This is a genomic window from Methylococcus sp. S1M (assembly GCF_051295855.1).
GTDB classification, from domain to species: domain Bacteria; phylum Pseudomonadota; class Gammaproteobacteria; order Methylococcales; family Methylococcaceae; genus Methylococcus; species Methylococcus capsulatus.
This window is the reverse complement of the sequence record NZ_JBPDXO010000005.1, coordinates 134,797-155,428: the sequence shown is the minus strand read 5'-3', so window position 1 is coordinate 155,428 and position 20,632 is coordinate 134,797. Positions and strand designations below refer to the sequence as shown.

The window sequence follows — 20,632 nt, the reverse complement described above, 5'->3', positions numbered from 1 at the left end:
AAGATTTGTGTCGCCGCGGAAGCGTTACCCGTAACAGCGAACACCAAAGCGAGTAATATGATTGCTTTGCGCATGGGAATATCTCCTGTTCTTGGGCACTGGGAAAGGCATCCACGGGAAACCCGCATTGCCATCCCAAGAATGCGACCAACCCGTAGCTGACAGCCAATGAGCTTTGCCTTTCAATTGCCAAGCTAGTCAAAATCGACACCATTGACAAGAGCCGCCCCGAGAATTTGCAGGATCGCTCCGATTCGCCCACATCATGCCGGTGCCTCCGCCTCGCAATCAAAGTAGACTTCCGACCCGCTTTTCCTTCCGTCATCCCGACCAAAATCACCATGAGCGAATGCCGATACTATGAATCCGTGGCTGTCGACCGGCCGATGACGCCCCGACATCCGGGGAATCGCGACGGATGGCTCGAAACGATCGATGGCAGACCGCGCTTCGATTTTTCCTTGCCGGGTTTCAACGAAGACGATCCCGAGCGGACGCGGCTGGCTTCACACCCGCGGCGAGAAGGCCGTGGGACACATCTTCGTCCATCTGGCGATGATTCGGGGCCGACAGCCAAAAACCGAGCATGAGCGCCAGCCCGCCCCGCCTTTCACCCCTCGGCGACAGCGCCCTGCTGATCGTTTTCGGCGACCGGATCGATCCGGCGCTGAACCGGCGCGCCGTCGCCCTGTCCAACGCGCTGGCGGACCTGCCCGGCGTCACCGACCGGGTCCCGGCTTATGCCAGCCTGACACTGCATTACGATCCTGGCGTCTGGAGCCATGACGGACTGGTCGAAACCGTGATGCCGTACCTCGCGGACGAAGGCGGCACCGCCCTTGAAGACCGCCATCTCCTCATCCCGGTCTGCTACGGCGGTGAGCACGGGCCGGATCTGGACGAAGTGGCCCGCCATTGCGGGCTCGCCCCGGACGAGGTGATCGCCCGTCACAGCGGCGGCGAATACCTCGTGTATTTTCTCGGCTTCACGCCGGGATTCGCCTATCTTGGCGGCCTCGATCCGGACTTGGCGACGCCCCGCCGCGCCGCGCCGCGTTCCAGCGTGCCGGCGGGAGCGGTAGGGATCGCGGGGGAGCAGACCGGCATCTATCCGCAGACCAGTCCTGGCGGCTGGCGGCTCATCGGCCGCACCCCCCTGCGCCTGTTCGATCCGCTGCGCGAGCCGCCTTGCCTCTTGGCGCCGGGCGACCGGCTACGCTTCGTGCCGATCGGTCCGGACGAATTCGAGTCGCGCCTCAGAGGGGAGGCGTTGTGATCCGGGTCGAACATCCCGGCCTCCTGAGCACACTGCAGGACCTGGGCCGGCCGGGCTGCCAGCATCTGGGCGTGACGCCGGGTGGAGCCATGGACGGCTACTCCGCCGCGATCGCCAACGCGCTGGTGGGCAATCCGCCGGCAGCCGCGGTGCTGGAAATGACGCTCCAGGGCCCCCGGCTGAGCTTCGAGCGCGGCGCATGGGTATCCCTCACCGGCGCCGATCTCTCGGCGGAACTGGATGGCAGGCCGCTCGCCTGCTGGCGGCCCGTGTGGCTGCCCGCCGGCTCGCGGCTCGGCTTCGGCCGGCCTCGCCTGGGCTGCCGCGCCTACCTGGCGGTGGCCGGCGGTTTCGAAGTCACGGCCGTGCTGGGCAGCCGTAGCACCGACCTGCGGGCGGGGTTCGGCGGGCTGGGGGGACGGCCGCTGGGCAAGGGCGATATCATCGAGGCGGGCGAAAGCACCCTCGCCCTGCCGGACAACCCCTCACGCCCTTGCGTACCGGCTTGGTCCGCGGCGTGGAACAGGGCGCTGCCACTGGAATGCCCGGCGCGGCTGCGCCTGATTCCAGGGCCGGACTGGCAGGACCTGCCCGACGAAGACCGGCGCGCGCTCGAAACGGACGCCTTCCGGGTCGGCCAGGCATCCGACCGGATGGGCTTGCGCCTGGAAGGGCCGCCGCTGCATCCGGCCTCCGCAGCCGAACGGCTCTCGGCCGGCGTCACCTTCGGCACGCTGCAACTGCCGCCGGACGGCCAGCCCATCCTGCTGGGGGTGGACCGCCAGACCACCGGCGGCTATCCGGTGCTGGGCACGGTGGCGAGCGTCGACCATCCGCGGCTCGCGCAGTTGAGACCGGGAGAGACCGTCCGTTTCGAACCGATTCCGGTGGAACGCGCGCAGACGCTGTATCGAATCCGCGCACTCCAGCTCCGCCGGCTGCGCACCGGCCTAGGCCTGCGCTGGCCATTGAACAGCCCCTCCTCGTGAGAATTCGCATGGCACGAACCATCGACCTCAACGCCGATCTCGGCGAAAGCTTCGGCCCCTGGCGCATGGGCCAGGACGAAACCCTGCTGGAACTGGTCACCTCGGCCAACATCGCCTGTGGCTTCCATGCCGGCGATCCGGACGTCATGGCGGAAACGGTGCGCCTCGCGGTGAACCGCGGTGTCGCCCTGGGCGCCCACCCGTCGCTGCCGGACCGCCAGGGCTTCGGACGCCGTCCCATGACATTGCGGCCGGACGAAATCCGCAACCTGGTGCTCTACCAGATCGGCGCGCTGGCCGGTTTCGCCAGGGCCGCCGGCGGGCGGCTGGTCCACGTCAAGCCGCACGGCGCGCTGTACGGCCAGGCCGCGTCCGATGCAGCCATGGCCGAAGCGATCGCCGCCGCGGTCCGGGCTTTCGACGCGAACCTCATCCTGGTGGGGCCCGCCGGATCGCAGCTGGTCCGGGCCGGACAGGCGGCGGGCCTGGCGGTCGCGCGCGAGGGCTTCGCCGACCGCCGCTACGAGCCGGACGGCACGCTGACGCCGCGCGGCCGGCCGGAGGCGCTGATCGAGGAGCCGGCCGAAGCCGTCGCCCAGGCCCTGGGCATGGTGGAGCGCGGCGAAGTGACCGCCCGCGACGGGACGGTCATTCCGATGCCCGTGGACACCCTCTGCCTGCATGGCGACGGTCCGGACGCCGCAGCCTTCGCCCGGCGCCTGCGCATGGAACTGGCGGCAAGGGGCATCGCAGTGGCGGCCTTGGGCGGCTGGCTCTCCGGTGCGGCATAAGGGGACCCAAAACTCCATTACTAAAGGCTGGCCAGGGCGTTACACTAGCGATCCTCCTCAACTCAGCCCGCAATCCACCGACGCTCACGCAAAGTGTAATGCGTCAGAATCGTAAGCTTCGCTGAAGGAAACCTATGGAGCCGTCCGGGAGACGCCAAAGGTTTGCCCCAAACTGCCTGTCCATCGACCTCGAAGTCGGCATTCGCGACGGTCGCATCCACCATTTCGCTGCGGTACGCGGCGATACAGACGCGGCATTCGTCTCCAGGCAAGGCTATGCGGAGAAGGACTTAGGAAAGCTCGACGACTTCGCCGCCGGTACCGCATTCCTGCTGGGGCATAACCTGATCGCCTTCGATCTGCCGCATCTTGTTGCGGCCAAACCCGACCTGTACATACTCAAACTGCCGGCGGTCGATACGCTGCGGCTGAATCCCCTCGCCTTCCCCCGCAACCCCTACCACCATCTCGTCAAGCACTACCAGGACGGCCAACTGAAACGGGGACGGCTCAACGACCCGGAGTTGGACGCTCGCCTCGCGCTGGACCTGTTCCGCGACCAATACGCGGAACTGCGCGCACTGAACGACTCGGCTCCGGATCTGATCCTGGCCTGGCATTGGCTGACCACCGTGGAAAGTACCATGTCCGGCCTCGATTCGTTTTTCACCAGCCTCCGCGCCAGACTGCGGCCATCCGACACCGAAGCTCGCTCCGCTATCCAACGGCTGCTGCACAATCAATCCTGCTTGCACCAGGCCGACGACATTCTGGCCAGCGCGGCGGAACACGGCTGGGCACTGGCCTACGCACTGGCCTGGCTTTCGGTAGCCGGCGGTAATTCCGTGATGCCACCCTGGGTGCGTCACCAATTCCCCGAAGCGAGCGTCCTGATACGGAGACTGAGGGACACCCCTTGCAGCGATCCGGCCTGTCCCTGGTGCAGCGAACGGCACAACGCCCGGAAAGAACTCCAGCGGTGGTTCGGCCTGCCCGACTTCCGCCCCGAACCCCGCGGCGAAGACGGCCGTTCGTTGCAACAGTCCATAGTCGAAGCCGCCATGCGCGGGGAGCACGTGCTGGGCATTTTGCCGACCGGGACCGGAAAATCCCTCTGTTACCAGATTCCAGCCTTGTCCCGCTACGAGAAGACGGGGGCGCTCACCGTAGTGATCTCGCCTCTGGTCGCCTTGATGGCCGATCAGATCAACGGCTTGGCCAACCGCGGCATCCACTGCTGCGCCGCGATCAACGGCCTGCTGTCGATGCCGGAACGCTCGGATGCGCTGGACCGGGTCCGGCTGGGCGATATCGGCATTCTCGTCATTTCGCCTGAACAGTTACGCAACCGCGCCGTGCGCAAGGTGCTGGCACAACGGGAGATCGGCGCCTGGGTGCTGGACGAAGCGCACTGCCTGTCCAAATGGGGACATGACTTCCGGCCAGATTACCGCTACGTCGGACGTTTCATCCGGGACAGTGCCGGCGACGCGACGATACCGCCGGTGCTATGCCTCACCGCGACGGCCAAGCCCGATGTGGTGGCCGACATCGTTGGACACTTCAGCGCCAGATTGGGCATCGGCCTTCGGGTATTCGACGGCGGCTCGCAGCGGAGCAACCTGGATTTTGTCGTAGTGCAGACCACGCCGGCGGAAAAATTCGCCGACATCCACCGGATATTGATGTCCGATCTGCCGCCGGATGTCCCCGGAGGCGCCATCGTCTATTGCGCCACCCGCCGCAAGACGGAGGAAGTGGCCGCGTTTCTCCGCGCCACAGGGATCGCCGCGGCGCATTTCCACGCCCATCTGCCACCGGAAACGAAGAAAAACGTGCAGGAAAATTTCATCCGGGGCGAATTGCGGGTGATCGCCGCCACCAATGCCTTCGGCATGGGCATCGACAAACCGGATGTACGCGTCGTGATCCATGCCGACATTCCCGGCTCGCTGGAAAACTATCTGCAGGAGGCCGGCCGCGCTGGCCGCGACCGGGAGGCGGCGCGCTGTGTATTGCTCTATACCCAGGAGGACGTCGAACGCCAATTCGGCATGTCCGCCCATTCGCGGCTCAGCCTGAAGGAGATACGAGCTGTCCTGAAAGCACTCAGGCGCCTGGACCGCAGAAAGCGGCTGGACGGTGAGGTAGTCGCCACGCCTGGGGAAATTCTAGCCGAGGAGTCCGAAGGCGATTTCGGACGGGACTCGGCCACCGACGACACACGGGTACGCACCGCCGTCGCCTGGCTGGAAGAAGCCGTGCTGCTGAGCCGGGAAGAAAATCGCTGTCAGGTGTTTCCCTCTTCGCTTCGCGTCGGCTCGGTGGACGAGGCGCGCCAAAAGCTCGCCAAGCAGCCGATGCACGAAGAATACCGCCGCCAACTATTGAATCTGATCGCCGCCCTCATCGGCGCGGATCCCGACGAAGGGGTCTCCACCGACGAACTGATGGGCCTGTTGGGCCTCAACCCGGAACGGATCCGCAACGCGCTTTACGACCTCGAACGCCTAGGTCTTGCCAGTAACGACACGGTGCTCACCGCGTTCGTCCACAGCGGCGTGGAGCGCGCGTCGATGAAGCGCTTCGAAGAAGCCGTAGCGCTGGAAACCGCGTTGATCGCGGAACTCAGACTGGCCGCGCCCGATCTCGACAAAGACGAGTCCTCGATGCTCCATCTGCGCATCGCCGCACAGCGCTTGAAAGACGCCGGCCATCCTGGCGCTCTGCCGGAAAAGCTCCAGCGGCTGTTGTCCGGCCTGGCCGCCGACGGACGCGCAGAAGACAGCGGAACCGGCAGCCTTCGGCTGCGCCGCATCGACAGCGAGTCGGTGAACGTCACGCTGCAACGGCGATGGTCCGCACTGGAAAAGACCGCCCGGCTAAGGCGCATTGCAGCCCAGCGTCTCCTGGAACACCTGCTGGCCTGTCTTCCACCCGGCACCCGAGGCACCGACCTGCTGGCGGAAACCACACTGGGCAAGCTCACCGCGGCCATGGAAGGCGACCTGATGCTGAAAGCGGAAATGAAGAACCCCCCCAAGCTGCTGCAAACGGCCCTGCTCTGGCTTCATGACCAGGACGTGATCCGGCTCAACAAAGGCTTCACGGTATTCCGGGCTGCCATGACGATTCGCCTGGCGCCGGACAAGCGCGGTTTCGCAAAAGCGGATTTCGAGCCGCTCAAGCTCCATTACGACGAGCAGGTGCTGCAAATCCACGTGATGGCGGAATACGCCCAACGCGGCCTGAAAGCCGTCGCCGAGGCTCTGCGGATGGCGATGGACTATTTCCGGCTGGACCGCGATGCTTTCCTGCGCCAGTGGCTGCCGGGCCGAGAGAAAGAGCTGTCGCGCCAGACTACGCCGGAATCCTGGCGAAACATCGTCGAGTCGCTGCAAAACCCGGCACAGCAAAGGATCGTCGCCGACGACCGCGAACAGACCAATGTCCTGGTGCTTGCCGGCCCCGGCTCGGGCAAGACCCGAGTGCTGGTGCACCGCATCGCCTACCTGATCCGGGTACGGCGGGAGAACCCCCGCGGCATTCTGGCCCTGGCGTACAACCGCCATGCCGCCGCAGAAATCCGCAAGCGCCTGGCCGGCTTGATCGGCGACGATGCACGCGGAATCACGGTGCTGACCTGCCACGCGCTCGCCATGCGCTTGGCAGGCGTGAGCTTCGCCGAACGCTGGGAAAAAACCGGGGACGAGGTCTTCCAGGAAGTCCTGCGTCAAGCCATCGCCCTGCTGAAAGGCGAAGGACTGCCGCCGGAAGAAGCCGACGAGCAGCGCGACCGCCTGCTCGCAGGCTACCGCTGGATTCTGGTGGACGAATACCAGGACATCGGACCGGACCAGTACGAACTGATCTCCGCTCTGGCCGGGCGCACCCTGCAGGACGAAGACAGCCGGCTCAACCTGCTCGCGGTCGGGGACGACGACCAGAACATCTACGCCTTCAACGGCGCCTCGGTCGAATTCATCCGCCGCTTCGAAGCGGATTACGCCGCCAAACCGGCCTATCTGACCGAAAACTACCGATCCACGTCCCGCATCATCGAAGCCGCCAACCGGCTCATCGGCGATGCTCCCGACCGAATGAAACAGGCGCACCCCATCACCATCGACCGGGCGCGCAAAAAAGCGGCGCCCGGCGGCGATTGGGAAGCCATCGACCCCGTCGGCCAGGGCCGCGTCCAGATCCTTCCAGCCGGCGTCGACGAGCGGACCCAGGCGGTCACCGTCATGCGCGAATTCGAGCGCCTGGCGAGCCTCGTTCCGAACTGGGACTGGACGCGATGCGCGGTAATCGCCCGCAAATGGGACCTGCTCGAACCGGTGCGGAGCTATTGCGAGCTGGCAAAGATTCCGGTCCAGATGGCCGGCGAGGAAACCGTGCCGTTCCGATATCTGCGTGAGACTCGAACCCTGTTGGCGTGGCTGAAAGACACCAAACTTGTCGACGCTGCCAAGATCCTGTCGTGGCTCGACGAGCGCCCCGCCGGACCATGGTGGAATGCCTTGCGCCAGGCCGCCGAGGAGTATGCGGTCGAAACCGGCGGCGCCGAACTGCCGAGCGCACATTTCGAAGAGTGGCTCGCTGAGTGGGGCCGGGAGATACGCCGCCGCCCTTCAGGATTGATGCTGCTCACCGCTCATCGCGCCAAGGGGCTGGAATTCGACCATGTCGCCGTACTCGACGGCGGCTGGAAAGCCGGCGCCAAGGAAGACCGGCACAGTCCCCGCCGCCTCTATTACGTGGCGATGACCCGGGCACGGAAGACCTTGACGCTGACGCGTATCGAGCCCAACTCTCCGCTGCTCGATTCGCTGGCCGGAATCCCAGACGTTCTGCATCGTCCACCGACAGAACATATGCAGCTCCCGCCAGAGCTTTCCCGCCGCTACCGGAAACTCACGCTGAAAGACGTGCACCTCGGCTTCGCCGGACGGTACCCCGAAACCGATCCGATACACCAGGCGATCGCCGCGCTCGAAGCCGGCGATCCGCTCTGGCTGAAAAGGAAAAACGATGTCTGGGAGTTAAACGATGCCGGCGGAAATACCGTCGGACGCTTGGCACGGGCCTTTGATCCCCCCAAAGGCATGATCTGCATCCAAGCCCGAGCCGCCGCGATCATCATCCGGCGGCGAGACGAAACCGAGGCCGACTATCTGTCTAGAGTCTGTTGCGATGCCTGGGAAGTGGTGATTCCCGAACTGGTGTTCGAACCGGCGGGAAAGGGGCGGACATGAGACCTGTTAACAGTGCCAGTATCCACACCGTTATCCATCGGAGACCGTCAGGGCACACCGCATTTTGACCGAGGTCACCGCCAGCATCTCGGAACTGAAAGAAGAGCCCGATGAAGACGGTAGCCGCTGGCGAAGGCTTTCCTGTCGCCATTCTCAACCGCAACGAACCAGCGTTCTACTGCGTTCCGGCAAAAGCCTACGAAGCCCTGACAAGCAGGCTGGAAGACTTGGAACCGAACACACTCGCCGACACCCGCCTGGCCGACGGACAGGCTCAACCAAGGTTTCGCTGGACGAGCCATGAGCTGGCTTTCCATCCCGATGCGCTGACCGAATGGAACAAACTGGATCAAGCCGTCCGCTCCCAGTTCAAAAAAGCTGGTTGAACGCTTGGCCAATCCACACGTCCCGGCGACACAACTGTCCGGACGGAACGACCGGTACGAGATCGAGCCGCGGCCGGCGGGCTACCGCGTGGCGCGCGAAGTTCGGGATTCCGAGCCGCGCTTTCTGGTCGTGGCCGCGGACAAAGGAGAGCGCAACGCCGTCGGCCTGACCGCATCAAGCCGCGAATGCAGCCGGGTGCGCTTCCATCCCGGCCTTCCACTCCAGCCATTCGCTGACGACGATCAAGGTCCACAGCGCCCGGGCGTGATCGGCGCCGCGGCGCTCGTGCTCGCGCAGCAGCTCCAGGGCGGCGGCGCGGTTTATGCCGAGTTCTTCCAGACGCGGGCTGGAAATCCTGGCTTCGGCCCAGTCGTGCAGGGGGCCGCGCAGCCAGGCGCTGAGCGGCACGGACAGGCCGCGCTTCTTGCGGTAGACGATGTCCTTCGGCAGATAGCGCAGCGCCACACGCTTCAGGAACACCTTGGTTTCCAGTCCTTGCACCCGTTCGCGCTCGGGCAGGGTGGCGGCGAATTCGATCACGTCCTTGTCCAGGAACGGCGCCCGCAGCTCCAGCGCGGAGCGCATGCTGGCGCGGTCGGCCTTGGTCAGCAGGCCCTCGGCCAGGGAGGTTTCCAGATCGTGCTGCTGCAGCCGGTCGAGCATGGTTTCCTGGGGGCCGGCGACGCGCGGTGTCTCGGGCGGCGTCACGCCCAGCCGCCGCAGCAAGGCGGGCGGAATGCTGGACGTCCACAGGACATGGCGCGCCAGGAAATCCAGTTCGTCCCCCTGGACGAAGCGCTTGAGCAGGAACGAGACCGTCACCTTCTTGTCGCTCACCGGCCAGGCTTCCACCGCCTTGCGGATCAACGCCCGCATCCCTGCGGGCAGGCGGCTGTAGCGCTCGGCCAGGCGGGCGCCGAAATAGGTGGGATAGCCGCCGAACAGCTCGTCGGCGCCCTCCCCCACCAGGGCCACCCGCACCTCGTCGGAGGCTCGCCGGGCCAGGAGAGCGGTGGGCACCCAGGCGGGATCGGCCAGCGGCTCGCCGGACTGGCGCACCAGATCGGCGAGGGTCTCGGGAAAATCTTCGGGCCGTACCCAGATCGGGGTGTAGTCGACCCCCAAGGACTCCGCCACCCGCTCGGCGAAGACGCCTTCGTCGTAGGAGCTTTCGCTGAAGCGCAGGCCGAAGGCCTTGAGTTTGCGGTCCGGATGGACGCTGCGCATCACCGCCGTGACCAGGGAGGAATCGACCCCGCCGCTCAAGAACGCGCCGAAATCGACCTCGACCTCGCTTTGGCGGCGCACCGCCTCGCGGAACAAGGCATCGAATTCGTCCGCCGGATTCTTGCGCGCCGGACCGCGGGTGAAATTCAGGCGCCAGTAGCGGCTGCGTTCGACACCCTTGACGTCGATGGCGATCCGCTCGCCCGGTAGCACTTTCCGCATGCCGGCGAAGGGACTGGCGGGCGCTTCGAAATAGCCGGCCTTGAGAAAGGCCTGTACAGCCGCCTCGTCGGCCGGATACGGCTCGGGGCTTCCGGCTACCAGCGCGGCCGCCTGGGAAGCGAAGCTGATTCGGCCGTCGCGGCAAGCGTAGAACAGCGGACGCTCGCCGGCCCGGTCGCGGGCGAGCAGCAGGCGCCCCCGGCGCGGATCCCAGACGGCGAGGGCGAAGGCGCCGACCAGCCGCTCGACGAAGCCATCGCCCAGCTCCAGGTAGAGTCCAGGGATCACGGCCACGTCGGTGGCGTGCTCGACGGCCCTGCCGCGCTCCGCCAGCCAGCCGCGCAGTTCGGCATGGTTGTCGATCTCGCCGTTGCAGACCATCATCACACCGGTCTCGGCATCCACCATCGGCTGCCTGCCGTCGTGGCAGCCGCGGATCGCCAGCCGGGCCATGCCGAACACCGCCGAACCGTCGCCGGCCACACCGGAGTCGTCGGGGCCGCGGTGGGCCAGCGCCTTGACCATGGTTTCCACACTGCGCCGCAGCGCGCTCGTGTCGGCCGCGCCCTCCAATTGCACCAGTCCGCTGATCCCGCACATGTCAAAGCCCTTCCTTCTGGGGAGGCGCCAGCAACGCCCCCCAATAGCCGAACCCCAGTTCGATCTGGCTGGCACCGTACTTTTCCGCGATCGTATCGAGCTGCTCCACGTCGTCCCCCCGCGCCATCAGAAAGACCGGGTGATCACGACCGGCCAGCCAGGCGTCCCGCTGCGCCAGCGGCACCACCCGCTCCGGCCAGGGCCCGCCGCGCTGGAGGCTGAACAGCACGTAGTTGCTGGTGAACTCCCGCCCTTCGTCGCTGATGACGGTGATCAGACGCTTGAGATAAAACGGCAGCCCGTTGGGCAGGCAATCCAGGCAGGCGATTTCCACCCCGGCGGGCAGCTCCGGCATGTGTTCCGCCAGCCGTCGCCCCGAGCGGCTGTCGGCGTAGTCCGCGAGCAGATCGAAGTTCAGCGTGATCAAGAGCGCCGGAAAGCTGAGAAAGGCGGCGAATGCCACCTTGACGTTGCACCGCCGCCAGGCGAAGGCGGTCAGTGCGGTCACCACACCCAGCGACACGACCATCGCCAGCAAACCCGGCTGCAGAAATTCCGCCGTCTTACGCTTCAGCCCCAGCACCCGCTCCAGCCACAGGGCGTCGGATGCAGCGGTGGCGAGGACGACGGCCACCGGCGCGGCGAGAGCGAACAGCGCGACGGTACCGCGCCGCACGATGGCGGCGGCCCGCCCCGCCCCGTTGGACCAGGCGAGGGCGAAAACACGGGCGGCGAGCACGCCGAGGGCGATGACGGCGGTCAGGATGTAGCCGGGCAGCTTGGATTGCGACACGGAGAAGAATGCGACCACCACGACGGCCCAGACGATGAACAGCCGGTCCGGCCGCGACCAGCGCCGCCGGGCCCGCCAGGCCGCCACGATCGATTCTGGCAGCAGCAGGCTCCAGGCGAAGAAGCAGCTCGCGATGATGACGGCGTAGAAATAGAACGGCTGGGTGCGGCGGAATTCGGTGGTGGTGAAGCGCGACACCGACTCCTTCATGATTCCGTAATAGGGGAAATCCGGGCATTGCAGCGTCACCCCGACGAACCAGGGCAGCACCACCGCCAGGAAGATCAGCCAGTTCTGCCAGGCGAAGCAGCGCCGCAAGGCGCCTTCGCGCCCGTCGAGCTTGCCGAATGCCGCGACGACGAGGCTGGGCACGATGAAGCCGACCGGCCCTTTCACCAGGGTCGCGAATCCCGCCGCCAGGGCGCCGAGCCGGTACCAGCGCTCCCGCTGCCTGCCCTCGTGTTCTTCGGCCAGATAGCAGGCGAAGATGGCGGAGCAGACGAAAAATGCCAGGGTCATGTCGAAGATGACGATGCGGGCGAAAGCCCAGTACAAGGGCGTCGCCACCACCACCAGCACCGCCAGACTGGCCGTGCGCATGTCGTAGACCCTGCGGCAGAACAGGAACAGCACCGTCAGCAGCGACAGCGCGAACAGCGCCGAAGACAGGCGGGCCACCGCCTCGGATTCGCCGAACAGCGCGAACGACAGGGCCACCGTCTTGAAATAGAAGGCAGGCTTGTCCAGGTAGGTCAGGCCATCATAGGTCGGCACCAGCCAGGCGCCGCTCTCGCGCATCTCCCGCGCGACCTCGGCATTGCGCCCCTCGTCCGGGCTCAGCAGCGGCGCATCGCCCAGATGCACGAACAACAGGAATGCGGCGAAAAGAAAGGCGAACGCCGGCAGCCAGCGCTCCAGGCTCCATGCCGGGGCGCCGGCAGTCGTGACAGGGATGGACATACGTTGGAAGGGTTACTCGATCGCTGATGGGAAATGAAGAGCGCGCGGCTCGGACCCCGAAGACGGACCGGCCGGGGCATCGGAACAGTGAGGACGCACCCCGACGAGGGGAGGTCCTTCAGGATTTGGGCGCGGAGATCGCGGCATCGTCCTTTTCCGGGCAAGGCCATTGGTCGGCGCCGAACCGGAACAGCACCTCGATGGCCGCATCCCTCCCGTATCCCGGATGCGCCTCCAGCCAGGCGAGGAACAGCCGGACGACCGCCTCACGGGATGGCTCCGGTTTGGGCAGACAGACGAAGTGTCCGGCATCCGGCCCTCGACGCTCGGCCAAGTAATAGTCGTAGGCGCCCTGCAGGTAGCCGTAGCAGAACTGGAGAGCGGCGACATGAGCCGGATCGGCGGGCTGCGTCGCGCACAGATCCGCCAGGTCCTTCGCGTCACGGATTATAAAATCGTCCGCCGTCACCGCCCCCGCCGGCGTTCCGCCGATGTTCCCCGCCACGATGACCGCTGCCGCAATCGCCTTGATGTTCATATCGTTCCGCCCCTTCGAACGCAAGGATGCACCCGCCCCGGACCTTGCGAGACACGCACTTTCGCCGTGACATTCTAGCCGCAACGGCCGCAGAAAAAAGCGCCGGGCTCGGGAACGCGAATCATCACCCTGCCGTTCAAAGCTATTATGATAACCTCGAGATTGTCCCCCGCCCGCCGGGGAGATGCCACCCTTCAGGAGAATACATGAACATTCGAGGAACACTGCTGGGCGCCGTCCTGGCGATGACTGCCGCCTGCGCCGACCTGGACATCAAGGTGCATACCGACTACGACCCGGCCGCGGATTTTTCGAAATACAAGACCTATTCCTGGATCAAGACGCCGCAGACCGGCAATCCCCTGATGGAGGAAAGGATGGTCCAAACGGTGGACGCCCAGCTTTCCGCCAAAGGCTGGCGCAAGATAGCCGCCGGCCCCAGCGACGTGGCGCTGGGCGTGCAGGTAACGGCCCAGGAACAGGAACGGGTGGATACGTTCTACAGCGGCTGGGGTGGCTACGGCCACATGGGGATGGCGCAGTCCGAGGTGATCAAATACACCGTCGGCACGATCATCGTGGACATGTTCGACACCCGGACCAAACAGCCGATCTGGCGGGGCACCGCGACGGACACCGTCTCCGACGATCCGCAGAAGAACACCGCGCTGATGCAGGAAGCGATGGAAAAACTGTTCAGGGGTTTCCCGCCGAAACCGGCAGGATCCTGACGGCTTCCCGCTGTCAACCCGAAGGAAAAAGTCGTCCGTTCCGGACGAACCCCAAGAACCGGTTCCGCCCTAGGTCTCCTTCGAATCCCACGGCGCGGATACCGACAGGTGATCCGCCACTCCTTCCGCACGCCCCATGGACCCCGTTTTCTCCCGTCTGCTCGAAACCGCCAATTCCGTCATCCTCGGCAAGGAACAGCCCATCCGCCTGTGCATCTGCTGTCTGCTGGCACGCGGTCATCTGCTCATCGAGGACGTACCGGGAGTCGGCAAGACCACCCTGGCCCGCACCTTGGCGGCGCTGCTCGGACTGAAATACCAGCGCATCCAGTTCACCAGCGACCTGCTGCCGGCCGACGTGCTGGGCTCTTCGATCTACGACGCCACCACCCACGGCTTCCGTTTCCATCCCGGCCCGGTGTTCAACCCGATGGTGCTGGCGGACGAGATCAACCGCTCCACGCCCAGGGCGCAGAGCGCACTGCTGGAGGCCATGGAGGAACGGCAGGTGACGGTGGAAGGCGAGACCCGGCCGCTGCCCGAGCCGTTCTTCGTGATCGCCACCCAGAACCCGAACACCCAGATCGGGACCTTCCCTTTGCCGGAGTCCCAGCTGGACCGCTTCCTGATGCGGATCGAACTGGGCTATCCCGACCCCCGTGCCGAACGCGAGCTGCTGATGGGGGAGGAGCGCTATGCCCTGCTGCCGCAGCTGCCGGTCTGCCTGCCGGCAGAACGACTCCTGGCGCTGCAGAGTCGAGTCCGCGACGTTCATGCCTCGTCTGCCCTGCTGGACTACGTGCAGGCCTTGCTCCATTTCAGCCGGGAGTCGCCGCTTTACCAGAACGGACTGTCGCCCAGGGCGGGGCTGGCCCTGCTCCACGCCGCCAAGGCCTGGGCGCTGATGGACGGACGTGCGGCGGTGCTGCCCGAGGACATCCAGGCCGTCCTGCCACCCGTAGCCGGCCACCGGCTGAAACTCGCGTCGGGCGGAGGCGGCATGGCCGAGACCGTCGCCCCGCTGCTGCGGGACGTCGCCATTCCCTGAGGATGAGCGCGCGATGATTTCCGTGCCGATGGAGTGGAAGGAGCGCTTCGACCCCCGCCGCTTCTTCCGGGGCGAGAAAGCGGTGGACGGCCCGGTCCTCCTCACCCATCGCCGGGTGTTCATCGTCCCCAACCGGCGTGGATTCGGACTGGCCGTGCTGCTTGCGATACAGTTCCTGGCCGCCATCAATTACGGCAACAACCTGGCCTTCATCCTGACCTTCCTGCTGGCCGGCATCGCCATGCAGTCCACGCTTCATGCGTTCCGCAACCTGGCGGGGCTGAGCGTGCGCCGCGGCAAGGCGCCGCCGGTGTTCGCCGGGGAGCCGGCGCGTTTCGAGCTGCATCTGGACAATCCTTCCCGCATCCACCGCTTGGGTCTCACCGCCCGGCTGGCCGGCTCTGCAACGCCGGTCCGCTTCGACGTCGCGCCTGAAACCACGGCCACACTGATTCTCCATGCGGAAACCGAACAGCGCGGCTGGCTGTCCATGCCCACCGTGACCTTCGACACCTCCTTCCCGCTCGGCCTGTTCCGCGCTTGGTCGCCGATCAACCTGCGCCAAAGGGTACTGGTATACCCCCGTCCGGCGCCCCCCGGCATCAGACCGACCCCGATTCCCGAACCGGGTCTGGGTGTGCGACCCGACACCCGTGAGGAGGAGGATTTTCATGGCTTCTCGGCCTACCGGCCGGGCGACCCGCTGAAGCGCATCCACTGGAAGGGGGTGGCGAAGGGCCAGGGCGTGCACGTCAAACAGTACGCCGGCGGCGACACGGCGGAACTGTTGCTGGACTGGCAGTACACGCCCGGCGCCGACGTCGAGGCCCGGCTGTCCCGGCTGTGCCGCTGGGTACTGGACGCCGAGGCGGCGGGCACGCCCTACGGCCTGCGACTCCCCGGCGTCGCGATCCAGAAGGGCCGGGGTGAAGCCCATCGGGCCCGCTGCCTGGAAGCGCTGGCGTTGTTCGGCACATGACCCCTCCCTCCCTCCCACCCGAACTCCTCCGGCGCAATCTGCCGCTGCTGTGCGCAGCCCTGGCGCTGGTGGTGACGCCGCATTGGGCCGACCTGCCGCCCGCCTTCCCCGGTTTCGTCTGGCTGGCCTGTGGCTGGCGGCTGGCGGCGCTTTACCGCAAGGCGCCCCCGCCTTCGCGAATCGGCCTGTTCCTGCTGACCCTGGCGGGGGCGGGGCTGGTTTATCTGCACTTCCACAAGTTCTATGGACGGGAGGGCGGCACCGCCCTGTTCCTGGTAGGGCTGGGCCTCAAGCTGCTCGAAATGCGCAGCCTGCGTGACCTGTACCTGGTGGTCTACCTGGCGCTGTTCGTCGCCGTCACCGAATACCTGTTCTCCCAGAGCATCCCCATCGCCGCTCATACCTTGGGGGTCGTCACGCTGTTGATGAGCTGCCTGATCGGCTTGAACGGCGGGGAGAACCTCGGCCTGGCCGGCCGGCTGCGCCTCGGCGCAAAGATGGTGCTGCAGGCCGTTCCGGTGATGGTGGTGCTGTTCCTGTTCCTGCCCCGCATCGCCGGCCCTTTGTGGAAGCTGCCGGAGGACGAACCCGGCGGCACGACCGGACTGAGCGACTCGATGGAACCCGGTGCGATCAGCCGGCTCGGACTGTCGCGGGAAACCGCCTTCCGCGTCGACTTCGAGGGCGCCCCGCCGCCACCGCAGGAACGCTACTGGCGCGGCCCGGTGTTCTGGAAGTACGACGGCCGCCGCTGGACCGCCGGCTACGACCAACCGCTCCCGGCCCGGCGGCCGCCGCAAACGGCCGGGGCAAGCTACCGCTATGTCCTCACCCTGGAGCCGCAACGGCGACGCTGGGTGTTTGCGCTGGAGACGGCGGAGACCTTCCCGGCCGGACTGACGCGCGCCGAGGACGGCTTCCTCCTCGCCGCGGAACCGATCCGCGAACGCCGGCGCTACCTCCTGTCTTCGCGTCCGGCAGCGGCTTTCGACGCCTTGAGCGAGAGTGAACGCCGGCGCGCCTTGCAGCTTCCGGGCATGCCCGACGAACGGGTGCGGGCGCTGGTCGACGGCTGGCTGCTGGAGGATCCGTCCGCCGACGCCGTCGCGCAACGGGCCCTGCGCCATTTCCGCGAGCAACCGTTCATCTACTCCCTGCGTCCGCCGGCCATCGACGGGGACCCGATCGCCGGCTTTCTGTTCGAGACCCGCCGCGGCTTCTGCGAACACTATGCCGGCGCCTTCGTCTACCTGATGCGGGTCGCCGGAATTCCAGCCCGGGTCGTCACCGGCTACCAGGGCGGACACTGGAACCCCGTGGGACATTTCCTGGAAGTTTCTCAGGCCGACGCCCACGCTTGGGCGGAGATCTGGATCGACGGCAACGGCTGGACACGCATCGATCCCACTGCCGCGGTGGCACCGGAGCGTATCGAACGGGAGCTGGCATTCGAGGCCGACGCCGACGGTGCGGTGGTGTTCGCCAGCCCGGTGGCGGAAGCGCTGGGACAGCGGCTGTCCAGCCTGCGCGGCCTGATCCGTGATGCGGGCCTGCTGTGGGACGCGGTCGACCACGCCTGGGTGCAGTGGGTGCTGGCCTATGGTCCGGAGAACCAGGGCCGGTTTCTGGAGCGCTTGGGGGTCGTCGACTGGAACCGGCTGGTCTATTGGCTGACCGGTCTGCTCGGACTCCTCGCGCTGATCTCCTTCATCCTGCTGTGGCCGCGCTGCCGGCCCGTCGCCGATCCGGCCCTGCGGATCTATCTGCGGGTCGCCGGAAAGCTCGAACGCCAGGGACTCGTCCGCGCGCCCGCCGAAGGCATGCGCGATTTCGCGGCCCGGGTCGCCCGCAGCCGGCCCGATCTGGCCGAATCCTTCGGCCGGTTCACGGCGCTGTTCCTGGCCATCCGCTACGGCGGCACAATTCAACCAGCCGCGCTCGAACGCCTGAAGGCGCTGGCGCGGGAAATCCCGTCACGTCAGCGCGGCGGCCACCAGCACCGCGGCCTCGGCAATCTCGATGGCGGCCCCGAGGGTGTCGCCGGTGCAGCCACCGAGGCGCCGCAGCATCATGGCCCGCAGCAGCCAGGCGGCCGTCGCGGCCCCGACTAGCGGCCAGGGCCCGAGTGCCACCAGCGTCGTCGCCGCCGCGAACAGCACGGCGACGACGGCCGGCCACCGCGGCAGATGCTCCGCCAGAGGGCTGCCCAGCCCGCCTTTGCGCACATAGGGGGTGGTGATGAGCAGCGCCGGAACCAGCCCGCGCGCAGCCAGCGGGGCGATGAGCAACGGCAGCCCGCCGGAAAGCTCGGCGACGGCACCGAATTTCACTAAAAGCAGCAGTACGACGGTGGCGACGGCGATCGGTCCGGAGCGGGGATCCTTCATGATCGTCAGGCTACGCTCCGCATCGCCGTGGCCGCCCACCCAGGCGTCGGCGCTGTCGGCGAGGCCGTCGATGTGCAGCCCGCCGGTGACGAGTACCCAGACCAGCAACACCAAGGCCGAGGCCAGGGCAGGACCAGCATCCTGCAACAGTAGCCGGGCGGCCAGCAGGACCGCGCCGATCAAAAGGCCCACGGCGGGATAGCACACGACCGAAAGGCCCAGGGCGCGCGGGGAGAATTCCACGGCGCGCGGCACCGGCAGACGGGTCAGGAACTGCACCGCCAGCCAGAAAGGCGAGAGCTTCAAAACCGGCCTCCGTGGAACACCAGCCGCGGCGGAGCCTCGCCGTCGCGGACGATGCGGCTCAGACAGGCGGGGGGGACGTCGATCCCGAACAGCCGACTCGCCGGGAACTCCAGCACGCGGCGCAGGATGGCGCGGAGAGTGCCGGCGTGGGTCACCACCAGCCAGTGCCGCTCGCCGGGCAGGCCCAGCAATTCCTCCCAGGCTGCGGCCACGCGACGTTCGAAGTCCGGATAATGCTCGCCGCCCGGCGCGGGATTGCGGTCAGGCCGGCGCTGAAAATCCAGCAACTGCTGGCCGTGACGGTCGTACAATTCCGACCACGGCCGCCCTTCCCATTCACCGAAGCCCAGTTCGCTGAAGCGTTCGTCGACCCAGGGCTCCAGGCCGAGGCGTCCGGCCAGTTCGCCGGCGAATTCGGCGCAGCGCCGGAGTGGCGATGTGGCGATGCCGGTCCAGGGCAGCCGCTCCGGCAGCATCACCCGCAACTGCGACCAGCCCCGGGCATTGAGGGGGACGTCGCATCCCCGGCCCAAGCACAGGCCGCCATCGACCTCCCCGTGCCGCAGCAGATCGACGATGACACGGCTCATCCGCCCGACACCCCCGCCTCGGCGAAAGTCGCCATCTCGTTATGCAAGGCACAGGCCGCCCGCAACAGGGGCACGACCACCGCCGCCCCACTACCTTCGCCCAGCCGCATGCCCAGATCGATCAACGGTTCCGCGCCCAGCGCCTCCAGCACCAAGCGATGGCCCGGCTCGGCCGAGCGGTGGGCATAGAGGAACCACTCCGCGCAGACCGGGTGCATGCGGACCGCCAGCAAGGCTGCGACCGTGGTGATGAAACCGTCCACCAGCACCGGAAGGGAGGCTGCGGCAGCGGCGAGATAGGCGCCGGTCAGCGCGGCGATCTCGAATCCCCCCAGGTGGCGGAGGATTTCCGCAGGATCGCGCAGTGCTTCCCCGTGCACCCGCAGGGCCGTTTCGATCACCTCGCATTTGTGGCGGATGCCGGCGCCGTCGAGCCCGGTGCCGGGGCCGGCCAGCCGTTCCGGGCCGACGCCGAGCAGAGCGCAGGCCAAAGCCGCGGCGGAGGTGGTGTTGGCGATTCCCATTTCGCCGCCAATGAAAAGCAGCGCGCCGTAGCGCTTTGCGCGCGAAACCGCTTCCGCGCCGGCCGCCAGCGCCCGGTCGCGCTGAGCTTCCGACATCGCAGGCTGGCGGGTGAAATTGGCTGTGCCATTGCCGGCGCGGGCGTCGACGAGGCCGGGGCTTGCGAGCGGCCCGGCCACGCCGGCGTCGACGACCTCCAGCACCGCGCCGATCTGCCGCGCCAGGACGCTGATGGCGGCGCCTCCTGCCGTGAACACACGGCACATCTCCCGCGTGACCGATTGAGGAAACGCGGAAACGCCTTCCTCGGCGACCCCATGGTCGCCGGCGAACACGCTGATCCAGATCCGCTCCAGCGACGGCCGCCCGTTCCCCTGCATGGCGGCCAGGCGCGCGGCCAGATTTTCCAGCCGGCCCAGCGATCCCGGCGGTTTGGTGAGTTCGGTCTGGCGCCGCAATGCCTGGCGAAAAATGTCGCCGCTGGGCGAAAGGATGTCCGGGAGTTTCCAGCTCATGGCGCCCCCTTCAACACCTGGGGCAGACCGGCCGCGACCCATACCACCCGGTCACAGAGCGAGGCGAGATCCTGATGCAGCCAGCCGGCCTCGTCGACGAAACGGCGCGCCAGCGGATTGACGGGCACGATGCCCTGGCCGACTTCATTGCTCACGAGGCAGACCGGACCCGACAGAGCCGGCAGCACCCGCAGCAGCGCCTGCCTTTCCCGCCGGAACACCTCCTCGCCTTCGGCCAGCAGATTGCTCAGCCAGAGGGTCAGGCAGTCCACCAGCACGAACCGGCCGGGGCCGGCGTTCTCCTCCAAGCTGGCGGCCAACGCCAGCGGCTCTTCCACGGTCAGCCAGGACTTAGGGCGCCTCGCCCGGTGGCCGCCGATGCGCGCCGCCATTTCGGCATCGCCCGCCGCGGCGGTCGCGACATACACGACCTCCAGCCCCGACAGCCCGGCGCGCTGCTCGGCGTGGCGGCTCTTCCCCGAGCGCGCGCCTCCTAGGATCAATTCCTTCATG

Annotated in this window: 15 protein-coding genes and 1 pseudogene; 9 read left to right on the top strand and 7 right to left on the bottom strand. The window is 67.0% G+C overall.

The features are described from left to right. The first annotated feature begins 586 nt into the window (after positions 1-586). The 5 genes from pxpB to ACSHWJ_RS10625 all read left to right on the top strand — a co-directional run bounded on the left by pxpB (position 587) and on the right by ACSHWJ_RS10625 (position 8,700). Complete coding sequence (gene pxpB, locus ACSHWJ_RS10645; RefSeq protein WP_218797262.1) at positions 587-1,276, top strand: 5-oxoprolinase subunit PxpB; 690 nt, start codon at positions 587-589, stop codon at positions 1,274-1,276. Then, positions 1,273-2,265 carry a biotin-dependent carboxyltransferase family protein gene (locus tag ACSHWJ_RS10640; RefSeq protein ID WP_432539775.1) on the top strand — a complete coding sequence of 331 codons (993 nt, stop codon included), beginning with the start codon at positions 1,273-1,275 and terminating at the stop codon, positions 2,263-2,265. The genes pxpB and ACSHWJ_RS10640 overlap by 4 nt, the downstream gene beginning before the upstream one ends. Positions 2,266-2,273: 8 nt before the next feature. Further along, a complete protein-coding gene (locus ACSHWJ_RS10635; RefSeq protein ID WP_218797260.1) occupies positions 2,274-3,056 on the top strand; it encodes a LamB/YcsF family protein in 783 nt (260 codons plus the stop codon). A 134-nt stretch (positions 3,057-3,190) separates the two neighbouring features. Continuing rightward, entirely contained in the window at positions 3,191-8,314 is a 5,124-nt protein-coding gene (locus ACSHWJ_RS10630; RefSeq protein WP_432539774.1) for a RecQ family ATP-dependent DNA helicase, read from the top strand. A 110-nt stretch (positions 8,315-8,424) separates the two neighbouring features. Further along, complete coding sequence (locus tag ACSHWJ_RS10625; protein ID WP_432539773.1) at positions 8,425-8,700, top strand: hypothetical protein; 276 nt, start codon at positions 8,425-8,427, stop codon at positions 8,698-8,700. A gap of 175 nt (positions 8,701-8,875) precedes the next feature. Here the strand turns inward: ACSHWJ_RS10625 and asnB are convergent, their stop codons facing one another. From asnB to ACSHWJ_RS10610, 3 genes are all read right to left on the bottom strand, one after another. After that, positions 8,876-10,750 carry an asparagine synthase (glutamine-hydrolyzing) gene (gene asnB, locus ACSHWJ_RS10620; RefSeq protein ID WP_432539772.1) on the bottom strand — a complete coding sequence of 625 codons (1,875 nt, stop codon included), beginning with the start codon at positions 10,748-10,750 and terminating at the stop codon, positions 8,876-8,878. A gap of 1 nt (position 10,751) precedes the next feature. After that, positions 10,752-12,503 carry an ArnT family glycosyltransferase gene (locus tag ACSHWJ_RS10615; RefSeq protein ID WP_017364942.1) on the bottom strand — a complete coding sequence of 584 codons (1,752 nt, stop codon included), beginning with the start codon at positions 12,501-12,503 and terminating at the stop codon, positions 10,752-10,754. A 118-nt stretch (positions 12,504-12,621) separates the two neighbouring features. Continuing rightward, positions 12,622-13,041: a Rap1a/Tai family immunity protein gene (locus tag ACSHWJ_RS10610; RefSeq protein ID WP_282213569.1), complete on the bottom strand. Its 420-nt coding sequence runs from the start codon at positions 13,039-13,041 to the stop codon at positions 12,622-12,624. 206 nt (positions 13,042-13,247) lie between these two features. On the opposite strand from ACSHWJ_RS10610, the gene ACSHWJ_RS10605 reads away from it, so the two are divergent. The 4 genes from ACSHWJ_RS10605 to ACSHWJ_RS10590 all read left to right on the top strand — a co-directional run bounded on the left by ACSHWJ_RS10605 (position 13,248) and on the right by ACSHWJ_RS10590 (position 17,910). Then, positions 13,248-13,772, top strand: coding sequence for a DUF4136 domain-containing protein (locus tag ACSHWJ_RS10605; RefSeq protein ID WP_010959828.1), 525 nt, complete (start codon positions 13,248-13,250; stop codon positions 13,770-13,772). A gap of 136 nt (positions 13,773-13,908) precedes the next feature. Further along, positions 13,909-14,820, top strand: a complete 912-nt coding sequence (locus tag ACSHWJ_RS10600; RefSeq protein ID WP_010959827.1) for an AAA family ATPase — start codon at positions 13,909-13,911, stop codon at positions 14,818-14,820. Positions 14,821-14,833: 13 nt separating this feature from the next. Continuing rightward, positions 14,834-15,799: a DUF58 domain-containing protein gene (locus ACSHWJ_RS10595; RefSeq protein WP_010959826.1), complete on the top strand. Its 966-nt coding sequence runs from the start codon at positions 14,834-14,836 to the stop codon at positions 15,797-15,799. Continuing rightward, positions 15,796-17,910, top strand: coding sequence for a transglutaminase TgpA family protein (locus ACSHWJ_RS10590; RefSeq protein ID WP_432539771.1), 2,115 nt, complete (start codon positions 15,796-15,798; stop codon positions 17,908-17,910). The genes ACSHWJ_RS10595 and ACSHWJ_RS10590 overlap by 4 nt, the downstream gene beginning before the upstream one ends. Here the strand turns inward: ACSHWJ_RS10590 and ACSHWJ_RS10585 are convergent. From ACSHWJ_RS10585 to cobU, 4 genes and pseudogenes are all read right to left on the bottom strand, one after another. Continuing rightward, positions 17,839-18,429 (bottom strand): annotated as a pseudogene (locus ACSHWJ_RS10585) (adenosylcobinamide-GDP ribazoletransferase); the annotation flags it as partial. The gene ACSHWJ_RS10590 and the pseudogene ACSHWJ_RS10585 sit on opposite strands and share 72 nt — an antisense overlap. A gap of 59 nt (positions 18,430-18,488) precedes the next feature. Beyond that, positions 18,489-19,082 carry an alpha-ribazole phosphatase family protein gene (gene cobC / locus ACSHWJ_RS10580; protein WP_432539770.1) on the bottom strand — a complete coding sequence of 198 codons (594 nt, stop codon included), beginning with the start codon at positions 19,080-19,082 and terminating at the stop codon, positions 18,489-18,491. Continuing rightward, on the bottom strand, positions 19,079-20,119 hold the full coding sequence (gene cobT, locus ACSHWJ_RS10575) for a nicotinate-nucleotide--dimethylbenzimidazole phosphoribosyltransferase (protein ID WP_432539769.1): 1,041 nt from the start codon (positions 20,117-20,119) through the stop codon (positions 19,079-19,081). Before cobT ends, cobC begins: the two co-directional genes overlap by 4 nt. Next, entirely contained in the window at positions 20,116-20,631 is a 516-nt protein-coding gene (gene cobU, locus ACSHWJ_RS10570) for a bifunctional adenosylcobinamide kinase/adenosylcobinamide-phosphate guanylyltransferase (RefSeq protein WP_198324025.1), read from the bottom strand. The genes cobT and cobU overlap by 4 nt, the downstream gene beginning before the upstream one ends. Between the last annotated feature and the right edge of the window lies 1 nt (position 20,632).